This is a genomic window from Acinetobacter sp. YH12043, from assembly GCF_013419915.1.
Taxonomy (GTDB): Bacteria; Pseudomonadota; Gammaproteobacteria; order Pseudomonadales; family Moraxellaceae; genus Acinetobacter.
In genome coordinates this window covers 54680-73736 of record NZ_VOZD01000005.1, presented here as the reverse complement: position 1 = coordinate 73736, position 19057 = coordinate 54680, and the positions used below count along the sequence as shown (strand labels likewise).

21 protein-coding genes are annotated in these 19057 nt (G+C 41.2%); 9 read left to right on the top strand and 12 right to left on the bottom strand.

Features of this window, described 5'->3' with window-relative positions:
• Nucleotides 1–87 precede the first annotated feature (87 nt).
• Nucleotides 88–234 (bottom strand): hypothetical protein, encoded by a 147-nt coding sequence (locus FTU01_RS03985; protein ID WP_004785985.1) that lies wholly within the window; start codon nt 232–234, stop codon nt 88–90.
• A gap of 581 nt (nt 235–815) precedes the next feature.
• Between FTU01_RS03985 and FTU01_RS03980 the strand changes: the two genes are divergently transcribed.
• Nucleotides 816–1157: a hypothetical protein gene (locus FTU01_RS03980; protein WP_159122951.1), complete on the top strand. Its 342-nt coding sequence runs from the start codon at nt 816–818 to the stop codon at nt 1155–1157.
• Nucleotides 1158–1251: 94 nt separating this feature from the next.
• Here FTU01_RS03980 and FTU01_RS03975 read toward each other — a convergent pair whose 3' ends face one another.
• Nucleotides 1252–1494, bottom strand: a complete 243-nt coding sequence (locus FTU01_RS03975) for a hypothetical protein (protein ID WP_034705379.1) — start codon at nt 1492–1494, stop codon at nt 1252–1254.
• 644 nt (nt 1495–2138) lie between these two features.
• Complete coding sequence (locus FTU01_RS03970) at nt 2139–2369, bottom strand: hypothetical protein (protein WP_034702487.1); 231 nt, start codon at nt 2367–2369, stop codon at nt 2139–2141.
• Between the two features lie 254 nt (nt 2370–2623).
• On the opposite strand from FTU01_RS03970, the gene FTU01_RS03965 reads away from it, so the two are divergent.
• Together FTU01_RS03965 and FTU01_RS03960 are read left to right on the top strand one after the other, a co-directional pair.
• Nucleotides 2624–3097, top strand: a complete 474-nt coding sequence (locus tag FTU01_RS03965) for a CinA family protein (protein WP_180138218.1) — start codon at nt 2624–2626, stop codon at nt 3095–3097.
• A gap of 106 nt (nt 3098–3203) precedes the next feature.
• Nucleotides 3204–3818 (top strand): hypothetical protein, encoded by a 615-nt coding sequence (locus tag FTU01_RS03960; RefSeq protein WP_034702494.1) that lies wholly within the window; start codon nt 3204–3206, stop codon nt 3816–3818.
• Between the two features lie 77 nt (nt 3819–3895).
• Here the strand turns inward: FTU01_RS03960 and prpC are convergent, their stop codons facing one another.
• Both prpC and prpB read right to left on the bottom strand, forming a co-directional pair.
• Nucleotides 3896–5035, bottom strand: a complete 1140-nt coding sequence (gene prpC / locus FTU01_RS03955; RefSeq protein ID WP_034702497.1) for a 2-methylcitrate synthase — start codon at nt 5033–5035, stop codon at nt 3896–3898.
• Between the two features lie 4 nt (nt 5036–5039).
• Entirely contained in the window at nt 5040–5924 is an 885-nt protein-coding gene (gene prpB, locus FTU01_RS03950) for a methylisocitrate lyase (protein ID WP_004785998.1), read from the bottom strand.
• Nucleotides 5925–6153: 229 nt separating this feature from the next.
• Here prpB and FTU01_RS03945 point away from each other — a divergent pair, with 229 nt between their 5' ends.
• The 3 genes from FTU01_RS03945 to FTU01_RS03935 all read left to right on the top strand — a co-directional run bounded on the left by FTU01_RS03945 (nt 6154) and on the right by FTU01_RS03935 (nt 8416).
• On the top strand, nt 6154–6804 hold the full coding sequence (locus FTU01_RS03945; RefSeq protein ID WP_034702501.1) for a TetR/AcrR family transcriptional regulator: 651 nt from the start codon (nt 6154–6156) through the stop codon (nt 6802–6804).
• A gap of 114 nt (nt 6805–6918) precedes the next feature.
• Entirely contained in the window at nt 6919–7839 is a 921-nt protein-coding gene (argF, locus tag FTU01_RS03940) for an ornithine carbamoyltransferase (RefSeq protein WP_004786004.1), read from the top strand.
• 103 nt (nt 7840–7942) lie between these two features.
• A complete protein-coding gene (locus tag FTU01_RS03935) occupies nt 7943–8416 on the top strand; it encodes a hypothetical protein (protein ID WP_179992341.1) in 474 nt (157 codons plus the stop codon).
• Nucleotides 8417–8497: 81 nt separating this feature from the next.
• Here the strand turns inward: FTU01_RS03935 and FTU01_RS03930 are convergent, their stop codons facing one another.
• The 7 genes from FTU01_RS03930 to rpiA form a co-directional block, all read right to left on the bottom strand.
• Complete coding sequence (locus FTU01_RS03930; RefSeq protein ID WP_180015523.1) at nt 8498–8851, bottom strand: YnfA family protein; 354 nt, start codon at nt 8849–8851, stop codon at nt 8498–8500.
• A gap of 107 nt (nt 8852–8958) precedes the next feature.
• Nucleotides 8959–11235, bottom strand: a complete 2277-nt coding sequence (clpA, locus tag FTU01_RS03925; RefSeq protein WP_180138216.1) for an ATP-dependent Clp protease ATP-binding subunit ClpA — start codon at nt 11233–11235, stop codon at nt 8959–8961.
• Between the two features lie 9 nt (nt 11236–11244).
• Nucleotides 11245–11658 carry an ATP-dependent Clp protease adapter ClpS gene (gene clpS, locus FTU01_RS03920; RefSeq protein WP_034170359.1) on the bottom strand — a complete coding sequence of 138 codons (414 nt, stop codon included), beginning with the start codon at nt 11656–11658 and terminating at the stop codon, nt 11245–11247.
• 18 nt (nt 11659–11676) lie between these two features.
• The gene (locus FTU01_RS03915) at nt 11677–12423 is read right to left on the bottom strand and encodes a DUF6776 family protein (RefSeq protein WP_180138213.1); all 747 of its coding nucleotides are present in this window, start codon (nt 12421–12423) and stop codon (nt 11677–11679) included.
• Between the two features lie 76 nt (nt 12424–12499).
• A complete protein-coding gene (gene argC / locus FTU01_RS03910; RefSeq protein ID WP_180003247.1) occupies nt 12500–13555 on the bottom strand; it encodes an N-acetyl-gamma-glutamyl-phosphate reductase in 1056 nt (351 codons plus the stop codon).
• A gap of 199 nt (nt 13556–13754) precedes the next feature.
• On the bottom strand, nt 13755–14435 hold the full coding sequence (locus FTU01_RS03905; RefSeq protein ID WP_180138211.1) for a M48 family metallopeptidase: 681 nt from the start codon (nt 14433–14435) through the stop codon (nt 13755–13757).
• A gap of 144 nt (nt 14436–14579) precedes the next feature.
• Nucleotides 14580–15251, bottom strand: a complete 672-nt coding sequence (rpiA, locus tag FTU01_RS03900) for a ribose-5-phosphate isomerase RpiA (protein ID WP_159122734.1) — start codon at nt 15249–15251, stop codon at nt 14580–14582.
• Between the two features lie 104 nt (nt 15252–15355).
• Here rpiA and ilvA point away from each other — a divergent pair, with 104 nt between their 5' ends.
• The 3 genes from ilvA (at nt 15356) to FTU01_RS03885 (ending at nt 19051) form a co-directional block, all read left to right on the top strand.
• Nucleotides 15356–16894, top strand: a complete 1539-nt coding sequence (gene ilvA / locus FTU01_RS03895) for a threonine ammonia-lyase, biosynthetic (protein WP_180053839.1) — start codon at nt 15356–15358, stop codon at nt 16892–16894.
• 163 nt (nt 16895–17057) lie between these two features.
• Nucleotides 17058–17714, top strand: coding sequence for a TrkA family potassium uptake protein (locus FTU01_RS03890; protein ID WP_104426160.1), 657 nt, complete (start codon nt 17058–17060; stop codon nt 17712–17714).
• The gene (locus FTU01_RS03885; protein WP_004786026.1) at nt 17711–19051 is read left to right on the top strand and encodes a TrkH family potassium uptake protein; all 1341 of its coding nucleotides are present in this window, start codon (nt 17711–17713) and stop codon (nt 19049–19051) included. Before FTU01_RS03890 ends, FTU01_RS03885 begins: the two co-directional genes overlap by 4 nt.
• The last annotated feature ends 6 nt before the right edge of the window (nt 19052–19057 follow it).

Here is a 19057-nt window from a genome sequence, read left to right as displayed (position 1 = left end):
ATAATGGCTTACAGCTCCACGATTTATTTACCTTGAAACGATTGAATCACTCACCTGTACTGCGATCGTACAGGCAAGCTATAGCCTCTAAATTTGTACACTCTCTTCATGTTTTGGCGCTTGGTCTTTGGTACCGTGATCCTTGCTCATCATCCGGCACATTTTTTCTTTGCAAGATTTAAAGCAACATCCCACCATGACACCCATACCAAATGCACAGATACATCTCATCATAGCTCTACCCTGTCTTTTCATGAAAAGAGATATATAAATAACATCTATTCATGTTTCACACTTGAACGTATTTTCAGGTTTTATGTTGTATATGAAAACTTATGTGAAGGATAAATATCGGAGAATCATCTGTTTTAGACATATTTATGATCTAAAAAATGGGCCCTGTTTAACTGTCTAGATTAAACAAGGCTTTTTAACTTGCTGATTTTAAATTATTTTATCTGAGTTGTTATAGTGGTGATAAAGTACCACTTGTCATGCATCTAATATGTATATGAAATATAGAGGCTTTTTTACTAAATGTTGAATATAGGTTATGTTTTATATTTTATTGGCTATTTTTCATCAACTTAGATGCAATTAAATACAAAAAACTTTGATTCATTCAGTTTTCATTCAATCAAGTGAGTCATAAAAGCAGATATGCAACTTATACATATTGGTAGATATTTTACTTATTTTATCAAAGTCCTTTTCATTTTTTATTATCTCAGCTGTCAATGAGTTTAAAGGCAGGTGCTCTTTCACTCATTTCTCTTTATAATTTTTCCAACGACTGATAACAATATATTGTTGCCATGAAAATATCACTATTCATAATTACCCTATTGGCATTGGCGATCACAGGCTGCCAGAAACAACAGGCAGATGTATCAGCTGAACCTGATCCAGCAGTGAAAGCTCAGTTTGAACAATCAGATGCCCGATTGAGTGCTTATTTAGATAAATTAGATTCTTCTACTATTAGCCTTGAGGAAAGAACACATATTTTATGTGAGGATTATCCTAAAGAATATAAAACTCATTATATGCCGGCCCTAATAAAACTGATGCCACAAGAATATGATGAGCAGGAATTACTGAAAGATCTGAAAAATGCGCTCGACTTTTATAAAGTAAAAGCCAATATTCAATGCTGATTTATTTTGAACAATAAAAAAAACCGCCTTAAAAAAGGCGGTTTTTTGTAGAGATTACACAGCTTAGATATGAACGCTGCAGCTTTGACTAATCTTATTGATTACGCAAATTTTGCTGCTGGTTATCTTGTTGTGGCTGTTGCTGTTGTTGCTGATTGCGTTGCTGGTCCTGTTGGCCCTGCTGACGCTGTTGGTTTTGCTGTCCCTGCGGCTGTTGTTGCTGCTGGTTCGGCTGTTGCTGATTTTGATTCTGGTTTTGCTGACGTTGTTGGTCTTGCTGTTGCTGTTGTTGTTGGTTCTGTTGGTCTTGCTGATTTTGCTGTTGATTATTAGCCATGGTGTAACTCCTTACTATTTGCTTTAAATCGCCGATGATTAGGTTTCGACTTAATATTTACTCTACCTATTTTTAAAAATTCGCCAAGTTATTACCTGTTACATATTAATTCAATGTAAAAAAAGGTAAGTTAAGTAATTGAAGTCTGGATTTATAAGAAACATAAATTACTTTTAATAATAGAATGAACACATATTGAAAGCTTTCTATCTTTTATAAATTTTATTTTTCAATTAAAGTCATAACTTAATCAAAAAATTGTATATAAACTTAAATTTAAAATAAAATTTAGAAATACATTTTGCTACTTATATAAAATATGATTATATTTATAAAATATGATTATATTTATAAAATATTGAATTTTATTGATTATTTAAAATTATAATTTCTTATACATGTTTAACCTAATTTTCTAAAAATTAGATCATTAAATATAAAAACGAAAAAAACCATTTTTAAATAGCAGAATATATTACATAGAATCACAAATAAGGCCTTTTCAGTTGCCAATTTACCTTGACTTTATATTTTTAAAATTATTATTAGATTTTTTTATAAAATCTAATCAAATTTTATTTTAACAACCTTTATCCAATAAATAAGCCTCTTATTTTAAGAGGCTTATTTTTAATAAGTTATTTTTAGATTGCGACCACTTTTACAATAATGGTTTGGCTTTCTTCTTGCTCTTCGGCTAGATATAAACGCTTTAATTCTTTGCTTTTAACTTTAAACTTTAAATTCTGGTAATGAATGATGCTTGGGATCTGATCAAAATATTGACCATCTGCCTCAATTTCTTCCTGAAATAAAGGAGTACCCAGTTGATAATCTAGACTTTTTAATACGGAATACTTTACTGTGGTTTTCATTCTTACAACCTACTTTCCTTACGCACTTTATTTTTATTTTTACCACTGATTAGAGCAAGTTAAAACCATTAATTTCAAATATTGTCCAAGCATTAAGCAATCAATTCAATAACTGCCAAACTTACGTTTGGAATACTAAAATTACAAAAATATTTTACCTTTCATCATAATAAAGAAATAATCTCACAGTTGATACAAAAGCAAAATGGGACTACATTGGAATAAAGATTACTTTCTAAGACAAAATAGACATTATGATTAAAACATGTTGTGGCCTGCTGGAACAAAGAAACATCAAGATTGCTTTTATTGAAAGTGCAAGTTCTGGCTATTTAACCAGTCAGTTTTCAATTTGCAAAAATGAAGGTGCTGAAATCTTGCTGGGTGGTCTAGTGTGCTACGATCCGTCTGTGAAGATTAATGTCTTGGGAATTTCTCCGAATCTGATTAGTACCCATTCAGCTGAATCCATGCCTGTAACGGTTGCTCTGGCTGAGGCAGGCAAAAAAATGTTTCAGGAAGCTGACTGGATTATTGCTTGTACAGGCTTGCTTAAACCAGGCGGTAGCGCGACCCCAGATAAGCCGGAAGGTACTTTCTTTGCCGCTGTTTATGATGGTCTTCAAACTCACCAGTTCCAGTATTATATTAAAGGTACTCCACAGGAACGTCTCAATAAACTGGCAGCCGTCATCGCACATGACATGATTAATCTACTCAGCACCTAAAGCTAAAACTGTTTATATTGAGTGCTGATCAAACTTCATTATTTCTACTGTATTTATAGTTAAATTACTTCCATAAAAGCACGTTTTTAATGAGGCCTGATCAGTGATGAAAATAAGAATTGCAGCTCTTTTGCTCGCTCTTGGCATTCCTGTATCCGCTTTCGCCACTGTCGGTGGCCCACAGAATATTGAGGTTTTGGGTTATGAAGTCAAAGACCAGAAACTTTATCTGTTGCGGCATTATCTCGATGGTCGCGGACGCCTACCTCAACTGTATTATTATAATTTTAAATCCAAAACTCCGAATCAGTTAATTCAGGTGAACTCCCTGTATATCAATCCAAAAACCAAGCAGATTGACTACGATCAGGACAGCCGTAAGTTTAACCAGGAAATTGCCAAAATTAAAAAGCGACTAATTCCGCTGGTACCACTGAGAAAGCAAGCCATCCAGCTTAAGCTATTAAAGACCAGCAAAGGTACCGCCCCTGCATGGCATGACCCTAAACAGAAAGTCCCAAAATGGACTTATCAATATCGAGTGCAATCTGGCCAGTATAAAAGTCCTGTTCAACAAGCAGTCAGCTATAAAGCAGATTTAAGATTAAACCAGACTTATAAAGTACCGAAACAGAATAAAATACTGGTGACGGTAAAATACTTAGGCCTCCCATTCGAAACCGGTTATCATATTGAAGATCCAGCATTATTAAGTCGTTAAACCAACGTCAATAAATAATCAGAAAAAAAATAAGGTCTCGTGGAGACCTTATTTTTTATATTTAGAATATCTCTGGCTTACGCAGCAGAAGTGCGTTCAGCAATTGGAACCACTTTACGTAATTCTGGACCGGTATAATCCGCGCTCGGACGGATAATCCGGTTATCTGCACGTTGTTCCATCACATGCGCGGCCCAACCTGTGACGCGTGACATCACGAAGATTGGTGTAAACAGTTTGGTTGGAATACCCATAAAGTGATAAGCAGAAGCATGGAAAAAGTCTGCATTACAGAACAGTTTTTTCTCGCGCCACATGACTTCTTCACAACGCACTGAAACTGGATACAGTACAGTATCGCCCACGTCTTTTGCCAGTTTTTCAGACCACTGCTTGATAATGCCATTACGCGGATCATTGTCTTTATAGATCGCATGACCAAAGCCCATGATTTTTTCTTTACGCTCCAGCATGCCCAGCATTTTGCGCTCGGCTTCTTCTGGAGATTTCCAGTTTTCAATCATGTCCATTGCCGCTTCGTTGGCACCGCCGTGTAATGGACCCCGTAGTGAACCAATTGCGCCGGTAATACATGAATGCAGGTCAGACAAAGTTGATGCACAAACACGCGCTGTGAAGGTTGAAGCATTAAATTCATGCTCTGCATACAGAATCAGGGATACATTCATCACCTGTTCATGCAGCTGATTTGGCTTCTTGCCATGTAGCAAATGAAGGAACTGAGCACCGATTGAATCATCATCGGTATTTTCATCAATGCGTACGCCGTCATGGCTATAGCGATACCAATAGCAGATAATTGCTGGTAGCGTCGCCAGAATACGGTCTGCAACATCCTGTTGCTGATCAAAAGACTGTTCAGTTTCAAGGTTGCCCAGCATCGATACGCCAGTACGCATCACATCCATTGGATGTGAGTCCGCTGGAATGCGCTCAAGTACTTCTTTCAATGCTTGTGGCAGTACACGCAAAGATTTCAGTTTTGCTTTATAGGCTGCCAACTGTTCTGAAGTTGGTAATTCACCAAAGAAAATCAGGTAAGCGACTTCTTCAAACTGACAGTTTTCTGCCAGATCCTGTACGTCATAGCCGCGATAGGTCAGGCCTGCACCACTTTTGCCTACTGTTGAAAGTGCAGTTTTGCCTGCGACTTGTCCGCGCAATCCTGCGCCAGTGAGTACTTTTCCTTCAGCCATTGTTTTAATTCTCCTGCTTGAACAGTTTATCTAATGTGTTTTCGAAGCTGTGATAATCTAAAAATTCGTATAATTCTTTACGCGGTTGCATTTTATCCAGAACATGCACCTGTGTACCATTTTCACGCACTGAGCGCATCACTTCCAGTGCCGCTTTTTGCATCGCACGAGTGGCTGATAGCGGGTAAAGTACCATGCGAATACCCTGCTCAGCCAGTTCTTCAGTGGTGTAATATGGGGTATCACCAAATTCGGTAATATTGGCCAATACTGGGACACCAACTGCATCACATACGGTGCGATACATCGTAATATCCGTCATTGCCTCAGCAAAAATGGCATCTGCACCTGCTTCGACACAGGCACAAGCACGGTCAATCACTGCCTGCAGACCTTCTTTCTGTAATGCATCGGTACGTGCCATCACCACAAAGTTTGAATCGGTTTTAGCATCGACTGCCGCCTTGATCCGGTCAACCATTTCCTGTTGGGTCACAATTTCCTTATTCGGACGATGACCACAACGCTTTTGCGCAACCTGGTCTTCGATATGCACAGCTGCAGCGCCAGCAGCAATCATTTGCTTGATGCTACGTGCGATGTTAAATGCACCGCCCCAGCCTGTATCAATATCAACCAGTAAGGGTGTATCTACACGTTCAGTAATGCGACGCACATCTTCCAGAACATTATCCAGACTGGTCATGCCTAGATCAGGTAGACCGTAAGAATAGTTGGCAACACCGGCACCAGAGAGATAAATGGCTTTATAACCGACCTGTTTGGCCATCATGGCAGCATAGGCATTCACTGTGCCCATAATTTGTAATGGTTTTTCGACTTCAAGCGCTTGTCTAAACTTTAAACCTGCAGACATTTGTTCTGTCATCTTCCCTTCCACAGTCTTGGCTATAATTATTGAGATTTGAGTATACCGATTTGAAACCATGATGCTATAAGCCAATAGAATAAAAACTCTAAAACTTTAGTCAAACTTTTAAGTTTTACTTGATTCATTGAATAAATTCCGCCTTCATCCGGTCCGATTGTGAAATCTGCGGATATATTTGTTATGATGAACTACCAAGTTTATATAACCTGTTGATATACCATCCTCTATGCAAAACCTTGTTCATCTGGAACCACTCGCCAAAGATCTGCCACAAACCAAACGTGGTCATGAGCGCTGCGTTGCGCTGCTGGTCTCTGCGACCGAACTGTTTCTGGAACATGGTTATGATGCAGTTTCTCTTGATGATATTGTCCAGCATGCAGGCGGTTCCAAGGCTTCTATTTACAAGTACTTTGGCAACAAAGAAGGCTTGTTTAAGGCCATTTGCGATTATCGTCGTATCAAGTTTTTTGAAGATATCAGTATTCCGATCGAGCTGATGGCTCTGGATTTTCGTAGTTATCTGGTACATACGCTGCTTAATTTTTATCATCAGATCATGCAACCGGAAAATTCAGCCTTTATGCGTCTGGTGCTGGAACAGAGTCAGCGTAATCCGGAACTCGCGCAGCATATTCATGAACGAGGCCCAGTACATGTACAAAGTGCGATTGCCACGGCTTTAGAACAAGCAGATGCGCAAGGTTTATTGCATTGCGAGAATCCGCAATATTCGGCCCAGTTATATTTTGGCATCTTGCGTAATCTGGAATGGCGGATTCTGATGGGAATTCCGGTACAGGAAGATGATCAGGAAATCGACAAATACATCAGTTATTGTGTGGATCGATTTTTAGACGGTCATCAAAAAGTCTAGTTTTTTTTGCATTTTTCATTGCTTATAGTATATTAGCCGATTCCGTATTTTTTCTTAAACTAACCAACAACTGATTGTTGATCGAGTTTTTCGGCAATTATTGTGGAGTAACGAATGGCTCTCCGTCACTTTCTCACCTTACGCGATTTATCAACTTTAGAACTTAACCAGATTTTGCAACGCGCAATTGAGCTTAAGCGCAAACAGCATAACAATGAAGTGTTCCAACCATTTGTTGGTAAAGTGATGGGCATGATTTTTGAAAAATCGAGCACCCGTACGCGTGTTTCGTTTGAAGCTGGCATGAGCCAATTTGGTGGTAGCGCAATTTTCCTGTCTTCACGCGATACCCAACTGGGTCGCGGTGAGCCAATTGAAGATTCTGCACGTGTGATTTCCAGCATGCTGGATATTGTGATGATCCGCACTTTCGGTCACGATATCGTAGAACGTTTTGCTTCTTATTCAAAAGTTCCAGTGATCAACGCTTTGACTGATGATCATCACCCTTGCCAGTTACTTGCTGACATGCAGACTTATCTGGAACATCGCGGTTCGATCGAAGGTAAAACTGTTGCCTGGATCGGCGATGGCAATAATATGTGTAACTCTTATATCGAAGCAGCGCACATGTGGGGCTTCAAGCTAAAAGTTGCAGCACCGAAAGGCTATGAGCCTCAAGAACAGTTCCTGTCTGAATTCGCACACTGTGTAGAACTGGTCGATACTGCTGAAGATGCAGCAGTCAATGCCGACCTGATCGTCACTGACGTTTGGGCAAGTATGGGCCAGGAAGAAGAACAGAAAATCCGTGAAAAAGCTTTTGCAGATTATCAGGTGAATGAACGCCTAATGGATCTTGCACACCCAGACTGCCTGTTCATGCATTGCTTACCTGCGCATCGTGGTGAAGAAATTTCTGAAAACATGCTGGACCACAAAAATGCTGTGGTTTGGGATGAAGCAGAAAACCGCCTTCATGCACAAAAAGCACTGGTTGAATTCCTGTTGAATGAAAACCTGAAAAAAGACTGATTCCTTCAAAAAATCTTCACAAATTAAGCACCAATCTCTGGTGCTTTTTTTGTTTCAGCTCTTATAATCAGAATTGAAATGACATAAAAAGTGATGCGATACAATGCAAAAAAAATATTGGACTTTGGCACTCCTGGCAGGTTTTAGTAGTGCTGCTTTACCGGTGTATGCTTCTGAATTCGACCAGTATCTCCAAGGAAAAGGCATTCTGGACAGCAAGTTTAAAATTGAGAAAAAAGCTGAGCTGAACGAGCTGCTTACCGTGCTAAGTGCGGAAGATTCCAAGACTTTACCGCTACAGATCGATCAGAATACAATCATAGAGCAGTTACAACTTACAGCCAATAAAACCACGCTTAAAGGCATGATCACGACACCCGACTTTAGCCAGTTTGAGAAAGACTTAGGCCGTAAAGAAGTTCTTAAAGTGATTCGTAATAATCTTCTAAATAACTGCCAGATCTTTTTTGAACATCGCTATCAGATCGTCAATCCTTATAAAATCGAACTTAGTCTCAGCTCCCAAACACACACTTATAATGTTGACCTCTCCCAGAAAGACTGTAATGTAAAATAATCTTGTCTAGAATCAATAAAGGCAGCTTTGGCTGCCTTTTATATTTTGATAAATTCTATTTTGGTAAATATAAACAGACGGTCAACGGATCAAACCTTGCGGCTGTAAAATAATAATTAATGCACCTAGAATGACCACGATTCCCCCAAGCAGGTCCCAACGTGAAAGGCTGACCTGATCAACGAATCTCAGCCACATCAATGCTGAGAAAATATAGATGCCCCCATAGGCAGCATAAATACGTCCAGAAGCCGCCGGATGCAAAGTCAAAAGCCAGACGAACGCAGCTAAGGCTAATGCCGTCGGAACCCATAACCACTTGCTCTTCGCCTGATTTAGAATCAGGTAGGGAAAATAACAGCCTAAAATTTCCATCAATGCCGTTAATAAAAACAGAAAAAACGTGGTTAAAAGCTTGCTAATCTGGATATCCATATATTTCGCTAAATCAGAAACTCTTTAAACCAAGAGCACATAAATTAAGGGCAAATAAAACAACAAAACCCGTGCGAACACGGGTCTGATGATGATCTATTCAATGATTAAGCTGGTTCAGCAGTCTGATCTTCGAAGACTTCAAGTTTCAGACCGACAGACTTACCATTTTCTTTCTTCACAGAAACTGAAACGTTACCACCATTTTCAGCCAGCTCACCAAATAGGATCATTTCAGCCAGTGGTTTTTTCAGATGTTCCTGAATCAGACGCTGCATTGGACGAGCACCCATCAAACGATCATAGCCATTTTCAGCCATCCACTCACGTGCGCTTTGATCCACCTCCAGTACCACTTTCTTCTCATCCAGTTGTGCCTGAAGTTCAGTCAGGAATTTATCCACGACATTTTCAATAATAGTATTCGGCAATGCCTTGAACTGAATCACGCCGTCCAGACGGTTACGGAATTCTGGCGAGAACGCTTTCTTCATCGCTTCCTGGTTATCATTACTGTTGTCCTGTTCCATGAAACCAATGCTGACACGGGAAATACTTTCCGCACCAATATTAGTCGTTAGAACCAGCACCACATTACGGAAATCGGATTTGCGACCATTATTATCCGTTAATGAACCATGATCCATGATTTGTAATAACAGATTAAATACATCCGGATGCGCTTTTTCGATCTCATCTAGAAGTAATACACAATGCGGATTTTTGTGAATCGCATCGGTCAGTAAACCGCCTTGGTCAAAACCGACATAACCTGGAGGCGCACCGATCAGACGAGAGACTGCGTGACGTTCCATGTATTCGGACATGTCAAAACGTACCAGCTCTACACCCAGAATTTTCGCCAATTGCTTGGTGACTTCAGTTTTACCTACACCCGTTGGACCTGCGAATACAAAGCTACCCACTGGCTTATCAGGCGATTTCAGACCCGCACGTGACAGTTTGATCGCAGAAGCCAAAGCTTCAATTGCTTCATCCTGGCCGAAGACTACACGTTTCAGATCACGCTCAAGGTTCTCCAGTACAGACTTATCATCTTTAGAAACTGTTTTCGGTGGAATACGAGCAATCTTGGACACAATGTCTTCGATATTTTCAACCGTAATCAGGCTGTCGTCTTGCTCAGCTTTCAAACGGCGTTGTGCACCGGCTTCATCAATCACGTCAATCGCTTTATCTGGCAAGAAACGGTCATTAATAAATTTCGCTGACAGCTCAACCGCAGAAACCAGTGCCTGATCGTCATACTGTACATGGTGGAAATCTTCAAATTTAGATTTCAGGCCACGCAAGATATCAATTGTTTCTGTAATCGAAGGCTCATTCACATCTATTTTTTGGAACCGACGTGACAAGGCATGATCTTTTTCAAAGACCTGACGGTATTCCTGGAATGTGGTTGAACCGATGCAACGCAATGAACCATTTGCCAATGCAGGCTTGATTAGATTCGATGCATCCATGGTGCTGCCCATGCTTGAACCTGCACCGATGATCATATGAATTTCATCAATGAACAGTACTGCATCTGGTTTTTTCTTCAAGGCATTTAATAGTTGTTTTAAACGCTTTTCGAAATCACCACGGTATTTAGTTCCCGCCACCAGTGCGCCGATGTCTAGGCTATAGATTTCAGCATTTTCCAGTGGCTTAGGTGCCTTGCCATTCACAATTAACCAAGCCAGACCTTCAGCAATTGAAGTTTTACCTACACCTGGATCACCGACTAGCAATGGGTTATTTTTACGGCGACGGCATAAAATTTGCGCTGCCCGCTCAATTTCTTTTTCACGGCCAATCAATGGATCTGTCTTGCCGCGTTGAGCTTCCAGATTCAAATTGGTCGTATACAGCTCTAGTGGGCCAGAATTATTGGAAGAAGCCGATTCACCATCTAGCTCTTCAATTTCTTCTTCAGACTGCACTTCGTCTTTACGTGTACCATGAGAAAGATACTGGGTTAAAGTCAGACGGTTAATCTGATGACGTTTAAGCAGATAAACCGCAAAAGAATCACGCTCAGAATACATCGCAACCAGAATATCGGCGCCTTCTACAATACGATCACCGCCACTGGATTGAACATGGAAAATTGCACGTTGCAAAATCCGGTCAAAACTTTCTGTAGGATGAGGTGCCTGATCACTATTTTCACCGAGTTTAGGGGTATGTTGTTCTACGTACTCTTCTAATTCTTTACGCAAAACGATAATATCTGCACCACATGCTTTTAAGGCATTCACGGCAGAATCATTGTCGAGTAAAGCTAATAATAAATGTTCTACGGTCAGGAACTCATGTCTCTTTTGACGAGCCATGCTGACAGCCAAACGTAGTGATACTTCTAATTGACGACTGAGCATGCAACCCCCTTAATCTTTCGGCTCAATCTGGCAAAGTAAAGGATGACCTTGAGATCGAGCGTAATTATTGACTTGGTTCGCTTTGGTTTCCGCAATGTCTCGAGGATAGACCCCAGCTACACCTTTTCCTTCATAATGTACAGTTAGCATCACTTGTGTAGCTTGGTCAAGATTCATTGCAAAGTATTGTTGTAAAATTTCAATTACAAACTCCATTGGAGTATAGTCGTCATTCAATAACACCACTGCATACATCGGTGGACGCTTCAGTTCAGGAGGTGCAGTCTGGACTGCAAGATCAGCGTCATCATCGTGAAAAGGCTCGTCTGTTAAACGCGGGCTAATATGCCAATCAACCATGCCGGACTCGTAAAAAGAATTTTTGATCTCACTTAAACATTTTGGACGTTTATTGCTTGGCATACGATTTCTATTTCACACTTAATTTGCATTTGCTTCAGTTTTTGGAATCTCTGACAGGACTGTTGACTGGCTTTCAACAGCTTTCCCCTGATCCCAGCTAAAACGGCGAATCACAGGCTTAGCCCCTGAGAGACGCACTTCAATAAATTCTGGTTTGAAGCCTTTAGGCATGGTCCAGCGACCAGTCAAACGTTCATAATTGTCGAAATTAAAGTTTTTATCTTCAAGCGGCACGACCAGAATTTCAGTACCCTTAATCAAACGTAGCTCCACTGTACCAGAGGCGCGATTTTTGCCCGGGCTGACCTGAATCAGATCAATCTGGTATTCGAAGGCATTATCAGGCAAGGCTTTAATCCCCAGATGTTGAACTGTCAGCGCCAGACCACCGCGTTGACGCAAGATCTCACGATAGATCGTACCAACGCTTTCAGCCTGCTCTTGAGCATCACGCGCCTTATTTGCAGCCAGATAAAGATCATTGGCATTACTAACGGCCAAATCACGTTCCTGTACCGCTGTATTCAGAGATTTATTCAGTGTTTCCAGACTGGTTTTCTGTTTTTGTACTACTTCAACCAATTGTTCTGCATCCGCCTCAAAGCCCACCGCAGTCAAACCTTGCCGATGCCCGACCGTATAGCCCAGCAAGCCACTACCCAGAATCAACACAGCAGCACCGATTACCAAAGGTGTATTGCCTTTCATCAATGGTTTCTTTGTAGATGGTTCCTGGATCTTCATGTTTGACTCATTATTCGGCATTTTGATCTCTGTATACTTTGTTCAAGACACACATTTAAATCCAAATCTAAATGTGTGTGAAGTTCTAATACGTTTTTTATGGTAATAAACCAATATTATTCAAGCCTGCATTTTCTGCAAAGCCAAACATCAGGTTCATGTTCTGTACTGCCTGACCAGCTGCACCTTTGACTAGATTGTCCTGAGCCACCAGAATCACCAGCTTGGTTGGTTGTGGTTTGTATAGTGCAATACGCAACTGGTTAGCACCACGCACCGAACGGGTTTCTGGCGAACTGCCTGCTGGCATTACATCAACAAACTGTTCATTGGCATAGAACTGCTCGTACAGTGACTGCAAGTCAGCTGCCTGACCTGCTTCAGTCAAATCGATATAAATCGTTGATAACATCCCACGAATCATCGGCACTAGATGCGGCACAAACAGGATATGGTCAAACACGCCTTTTTGACCTGAAATGTTTTCTAATGCTTCTACGATTTCAGGATGGTGACGGTGGCCCGCAACGCCATAAGCCTTAAAGTTATCAGCATTTTCAGAATAGATCATGCCCAGGCTGGCTTTACGGCCCGCACCTGATACCCCAGATTTTGCATCGATAATAATGCTTTCTGGTTTTACCAAGGCCTCACTTGATTTTAATACTGGTGCCAGACCAAGCTGAACCGTCGTTGGATAACAACCCGGATTACCAATCACACTCGCCTGTTTGATCTGGTCACGGTTAAGTTCAGACAGACCATAAACAGAATCTTTTAACACTTCTGGGCAAGCATGTTCCATGCCATACCATTTTTCGAACTGTGCCAGATTTTGCAAACGGAAATCAGCTGCAAGGTCAATTACCTTGGTATTGGCTGCGACAAGTTCTTCAGCATGTTTCATGGCAACCCCATGTGGTGTCGCGAAAAATACCACATCACATGCTTTTAAAAGATCAAGGCTGAGGTCAGAAAACTGAAGATCCGTATGTCCACGCAGACTCGGGAACATGTCATCGACACGGCGGCCTGCTTCAGTACGTGATGTCAGTGCTTTAACCTCTACATTCGGATGTCGCAGTAATAGACGTAAAAGTTCAACGCCTGTATAACCTGTACCACCCACAATACCCACTGAAATCACGATGATTACCTCAAACTAGATGTTTCCTTTATGGGCTGTAGTATGACAGGAACTTGAGGTTTTCTAAACTGTTTCACTAGGGATTGATGGTTTTTTATTTACCCCTTTTATTTTGAGAGATTTTAAGAACTTTAAGAGAATTATGTCAATTGCTTAAGCTATTTAGAAGTAAATCAATACTATTTCAACTTCTCTATAGATCTTCTTAAGCTGTCCACCAATATGGCATGACAGTATTTTTCAGAATTTTACGGTGAATTAAATAATTTGGATCATGCTTGGCCACTTCCGTCCAAAAACGAGGACTATGGTCAAAATGCCGGGTATGGGCCAGTTCATGCACACATAAATAACGCACGATTTTTTCAGAAAATAAAATGATGCCGCTATTTAGCATAATGTCATGTTTGGCCGAACAACTGCCCCATCGTGTTTTCGGCTGGCGAACATTACAAATGTTAAATGATAATCTTGTTTCTTGACTTACTTTGTTCAGATAAACAGGCAGCTGCTCTTTGGCATAAGAAATAATAAAAGCTTTTAAATATCCTTCAGGATTTCGATCACTAATCGACAACTGTAATATTTCAGCATCAAAAAGGAAGTTCTGCTTCTGACTTTGATAAACAATCTGAATGGGTGAAGTCTGATTAAAAAGCTGCAATTCTGCTGGTAAAGATCTATCAATACTTTGATTTTTTTCCTGCTGCAATTTCCAGGTTTTGAGTAGCCAGCTTTCCGCTTGGTCAATAAAATTTTGAATCTGTTTTTTGCTACAAAATATCGGTGCAGTTAAACGGATTTGATCACCCTCTACACGCAGTCTGAGACGTGTTGAGCGAACATTTCGGGTGATTTGAATTTCGGGCAGGTCGTTTAGGGTCATTTTTTATATTTAATCGTTATTTTACTAATCCCCCTCGATCCCCCTTTAATAAAGGGGGAAGTTCAAACTTATAGAAGTTTCGAGGAGCTTTATCAAATTAAAGACTTTTCCCTCCTTTGAAAAAGGAGGGTCAGGGAGGATTTCTTAAATCGCTGTACGCTCTTCAATACCATTATTGGTCGCAACAATCGCAATATCCGCTTTATTGATCGCGAAAATACCGTTACATACGACGCCTGGAATGTCATTAATCGTTTTTTCCAGCTCAAGCGCATTCAGAATATTCAGGTTATGCACATCCAAAATAACATTTCCATTATCAGTCACTACACCTTCACGGTAAGCAGGATCACCACCTAATGCCACCAACTTACGTGCGACTGCTGAACGTGCCATTGGAATCACTTCAACAGGTAATGGGAAATCACGACCCAACTGCTCTACCCATTTCGAATCATCGACGATACATACGAATTTTTTCGCAATCGACGCCACGATTTTTTCACGTGTAAGCGCAGCACCACCACCTTTGATCATGTGCATATGACGGTCAATTTCATCAGCACCATCGACATAGGCATCTAAACCGCCCACGCTATTCATATCAACCACTTCAATGCCTAATTTTTTCAGACGCTGTGCAGTCGCTTCAGAACTTGCAACAGCAGCTTCCAATTGCAGTTCTGGTAAAAGGTCAATTAAAAAGTTAACGGTACTACCTGTACCTACGCCTAAAATGCCCCCTTTTGGTAAGTGTTTTAAAGCCGCTTTGGCTGCAGCTTGTTTTTTCTCATCTTGGGTTGCATATAGACTCATGACATCACTCAACTAATTTGGACTTTTGCAGTAATTTTAAACCGCAAAGCCGTGTGGTTTGTTACAATAGAGTCTTATTTTAAACTGTTAGATGGAAAATTAACATGCTGTCTCGTTTGGTTCGACAAATTTTACAAGCAACGGTCTACGATGTTGCAATCGAAACCCCACTCGAAGCAGCGCCACGAATTAGCGAACGCTTAAATAATAACATTCGCTTTAAACGTGAAGATTTACAACCGGTCTTTTCATTTAAACTACGCGGTGCCTATAACCGTATTAGTCAATTACCGAAATCACAACTCGAACGTGGCGTTATCACAGCTTCAGCAGGCAACCATGCACAAGGCGTGGCACTGTCAGGGAAAAAGCTGGGTATTCGCGCGATTATTGTGATGCCAAAGACCACGCCCGACATTAAAGTCCAAGCAGTAAAACGTTTAGGGGGTGAAGTAGTATTACATGGTGATTCATTTGACGTTGCCAACAAATATGCCATTCAACGTGCCGAAGAAGATGGCATGACTTTCATTCCGCCTTATGACGATGAACTGGTGATGGCCGGTCAAGGCACCATTGCCAATGAAATTTTGCGTCAATGGCGTGATGTGGAATATGTCTTCGTTGCTGTTGGTGGTGGTGGCCTGATTGCCGGTGTTGCAGCGTACTTGGGAGATGTGGCTCCGCATGTCAAAGTTATTCCTGTGGAATATGATGAATCCGCGTGCTTAAAAGCGGCCTTAGAAGCCAATGAACGTGTGATTCTGCCATCAGTCGGTTTATTTGCCGATGGTACTGCAGTGGCACAAATTGGTGAAAAACCTTTTGAGGTCATCCGCCTGCAAAAATCAGATAACTCTGGCCCAATCGTTGAACCAGAAGTCGTGCTGGTCAATACCGATGAAGTCTGTGCAGCAATTAAAGATACTTATGATGAATGCCGTAGCATCGTAGAACCGTCAGGTGCAATGGCATTGGCCGGTATCAAAAAATATGTAGCAGAACACGGCATTAAAGGCAAAAACATCGTATCGATTGTTTGCGGTGCGAACATGAACTTCGACCGTCTGCGCTATATTGCCGAACGTACAGAACTCGGCGAACGCAAAGAAGCTATCTTTGCCGTAACTATTCCAGAAGAAAAAGGTTCATTCCTGAAATTCTGCCGTGCACTACAAGGCCGTAATATCACAGAGTTTAACTACCGTTCAAGTGATGCTTCTGCAGCTCAGGTCTTTGTCGGTATCAGCCTGAAAAATGGTGAAAAAGAACGTCAGGAAATCTATGAAAACCTGAAATTCGACTACGATGTTGATGATCTGTCTGATGACGAAGTCGCAAAACTACATATCCGTTACCTGATTGGCGGTCATGCCGATATTGAAAATGAACGCCTGTTCCGCGTGGAATTCCCGGAACGTCCAGGTGCCCTGCTAATGTTCCTGGAACGTCTTGGCCCAACGCATAACATCACCCTGTTCCATTACCGTAACCACGGCGCTGCAGAAGGTCGCGTACTGGTCGGCCTGGAAGCAGAAGATGCACAGCAAAATCCAGATGGTTTGATTGAGACATTGGAAAGCATTACTTATCCATATGAAGAAATCACCAACAACCTGGGTTATCAGCGTTTCTTGAAATAATCAGTTTGATATAAACCGCCTTTCGAGGCGGTTTTTTTATGTCCAACTAAAAAAATGTATGAAGTATTTATGTAAGGCCAGATAGCTGAAAACTATAAAAATCTTTAAGATACGTACTTAGACATGAACTGATTTGAAATAAAAAAGATTTAGGGAAATATGCATGGCATTATTTGCAGTCATTGGGCTGGGCAGCTTCGGTGCAACAGTGGCGACTCAACTGATCAGCCTGAAACATGATGTGATTGGAATCGATCTCGATAAAAAATATGTGGAAAATATTTCCGATCAGCTTACCCATGCGGTGATTGCCGATGCAACCGATGAGCATGTCCTGGATGAACTGGATATCCAGCGCTGTGAAGCAGTCGTAGTCGCGATTGGTGAAGATATTGAAGCCAGCATTCTGTGTGTACTACATCTAAAAAATATGGGTGTAAAAAAAATCTGGGCCAAAGCCAAATCCAAAGCCCATCATATGATTTTGACTCATCTGAATGTCGAAAAAATTATTCACCCAGAAGAAGATATGGGCGTCCGTGTGGCACAATCACTCAGCTACCCGATGGTTAGCCGTTATATGTCACTTGAAGATGATCATTATATTGTCAAAATCGAGATTCATGCCGATCATCATGACACTCCCTTACACCAGTTAATGAGTCAGGTTCCCGAAATTAAAGTTCTTTTACATAAACGCGGCACTGAAATACAACATATCGTGGATCTTGAGCTGCTACTTAAGGAAGGTGACATTCTGGTGGTCGAAGGATTACTAGAGCCTCTACGCCGTTTGTCCAAGCATTTTAAGGCCATATGAAAAGCTCAAATTTAAACCAGAACAGGATTGTCAATCTCAGTCCACCGAGTCTGCTGGCCTTAGGTTTTCTCGGACTGATTTTTATTGGTTCTTTATTACTGATGCTGCCCTTTGCGCATCAAACTGAAATCAGCTGGTTAGAGGCGATTTTTACAGCAACTTCTGCAGTGACAATTACCGGGCTATCTGTGGTCAATGTTGGTGAAGCTTATACACCCTTTGGGCAGGTCGTGATTATGTTCCTGCTGCAATGTGGTGGCCTCGGTTTTATGACCTTTGCCATACTCGCTTTTATGAGCCTGTCACCTAAACTTGGTTTAAGACAGCAAGTGATGGCACAGGAATCTATTGGCCAGACCAGTTTGAAGAAAGTCAGTTTTACCATTAAAGCGGTATTCCTATATTCCCTGTTTTTCGAAGCCATTGGCACCCTGATTTTAACCTTGGCGTGGCTGGAAGATTATCCTTTTGGTGAAGCACTGTTTTATGCAGCTTTCTATAGTGTTTCTGCGTTTAATAATGGCGGATTTTCCCTTTTCCCCAATAGCTTGATGAGCTTTTCCGGCCAGTATTTCGTGACCTTTACGATCAGCATGCTGTATATCATTGGCGGGATCGGTTTTCTGGTTCTGATGGATGTAAAACAGAATAAAAGCTGGCGCAAGCTTAGCCCGAATAGCAAGCTGATTCTAACGACGATTATGGGCCTTAACCTGAGTGCTTTTATTGTACTCTGGCTATTAGAAGCCTCTAATCCACAGACTTTAGCGCTGATGAGTGTAGGTGATCAGGCACTCAATGCGTGGTTCCATGCCACTGTTCCCCGCTCTTCGGGTTTTTATAGTCTGCCCATGGACCAGATGAGCGATGCCTCAAGTCTAGTCACCATTTTTTTAATGTTTATTGGTGGCGGTTCCTTAAGTACGGCGGGCGGAATTAAAGTTGGTACGTTTATTATTGTGGTGATCAGCGTAATCAGTTTTCTACGCCGTGAAGATGAAATCCGCTTGTTCAATCATTCTATTTCTGAGAAAACTACTTTTAAAGCCTTAGCGGTTGTGTGTATTACTGCAGGTCTGGTCATGACCGGTTTTATGAGTTTACTCATTCTAGAACCCGATCATGATTTTTTAGATTTGCTGTTTGAGGCGGTTTCTGCCGCCTGTACAGTTGGATTAACACGTGGTGTCACTGGAGAATTGCAGCCAGCGAGTTTAATCATTCTGATGCTTATGATGTATGCGGGTCGTCTAGGACCTTTGACCCTTGCCTATTTAATTGCAACACCGAAGAAAAGCCGTCTTAAACATCCGCCTTCAGAAATTCAGATTGGTTAAGATTTA

What these genes read in the sequence shown, in the direction of transcription:
- FTU01_RS03985 (WP_004785985.1), bottom strand. Translation starts at nt 234, where the DNA reads ATGATGAGATGTATCTGTGCATTTGGTATGGGTGTCATGGTGGGATGT.
- FTU01_RS03980 (WP_159122951.1), top strand. Translation starts at nt 816, where the DNA reads ATGAAAATATCACTATTCATAATTACCCTATTGGCATTGGCGATCACA.
- FTU01_RS03975 (WP_034705379.1), bottom strand. Translation starts at nt 1,494, where the DNA reads ATGGCTAATAATCAACAGCAAAATCAGCAAGACCAACAGAACCAACAA.
- FTU01_RS03970 (WP_034702487.1), bottom strand. Translation starts at nt 2,369, where the DNA reads ATGAAAACCACAGTAAAGTATTCCGTATTAAAAAGTCTAGATTATCAA.
- FTU01_RS03965 (WP_180138218.1), top strand. Translation starts at nt 2,624, where the DNA reads ATGATTAAAACATGTTGTGGCCTGCTGGAACAAAGAAACATCAAGATT.
- FTU01_RS03960 (WP_034702494.1), top strand. Translation starts at nt 3,204, where the DNA reads ATGAAAATAAGAATTGCAGCTCTTTTGCTCGCTCTTGGCATTCCTGTA.
- prpC (WP_034702497.1), bottom strand. Translation starts at nt 5,035, where the DNA reads ATGGCTGAAGGAAAAGTACTCACTGGCGCAGGATTGCGCGGACAAGTC.
- prpB (WP_004785998.1), bottom strand. Translation starts at nt 5,924, where the DNA reads ATGACAGAACAAATGTCTGCAGGTTTAAAGTTTAGACAAGCGCTTGAA.
- FTU01_RS03945 (WP_034702501.1), top strand. Translation starts at nt 6,154, where the DNA reads ATGCAAAACCTTGTTCATCTGGAACCACTCGCCAAAGATCTGCCACAA.
- argF (WP_004786004.1), top strand. Translation starts at nt 6,919, where the DNA reads ATGGCTCTCCGTCACTTTCTCACCTTACGCGATTTATCAACTTTAGAA.
- FTU01_RS03935 (WP_179992341.1), top strand. Translation starts at nt 7,943, where the DNA reads ATGCAAAAAAAATATTGGACTTTGGCACTCCTGGCAGGTTTTAGTAGT.
- FTU01_RS03930 (WP_180015523.1), bottom strand. Translation starts at nt 8,851, where the DNA reads ATGGATATCCAGATTAGCAAGCTTTTAACCACGTTTTTTCTGTTTTTA.
- clpA (WP_180138216.1), bottom strand. Translation starts at nt 11,235, where the DNA reads ATGCTCAGTCGTCAATTAGAAGTATCACTACGTTTGGCTGTCAGCATG.
- clpS (WP_034170359.1), bottom strand. Translation starts at nt 11,658, where the DNA reads ATGCCAAGCAATAAACGTCCAAAATGTTTAAGTGAGATCAAAAATTCT.
- FTU01_RS03915 (WP_180138213.1), bottom strand. Translation starts at nt 12,423, where the DNA reads ATGCCGAATAATGAGTCAAACATGAAGATCCAGGAACCATCTACAAAG.
- FTU01_RS03905 (WP_180138211.1), bottom strand. Translation starts at nt 14,435, where the DNA reads ATGACCCTAAACGACCTGCCCGAAATTCAAATCACCCGAAATGTTCGC.
- rpiA (WP_159122734.1), bottom strand. Translation starts at nt 15,251, where the DNA reads ATGAGTCTATATGCAACCCAAGATGAGAAAAAACAAGCTGCAGCCAAA.
- ilvA (WP_180053839.1), top strand. Translation starts at nt 15,356, where the DNA reads ATGCTGTCTCGTTTGGTTCGACAAATTTTACAAGCAACGGTCTACGAT.
- FTU01_RS03890 (WP_104426160.1), top strand. Translation starts at nt 17,058, where the DNA reads ATGGCATTATTTGCAGTCATTGGGCTGGGCAGCTTCGGTGCAACAGTG.
- FTU01_RS03885 (WP_004786026.1), top strand. Translation starts at nt 17,711, where the DNA reads ATGAAAAGCTCAAATTTAAACCAGAACAGGATTGTCAATCTCAGTCCA.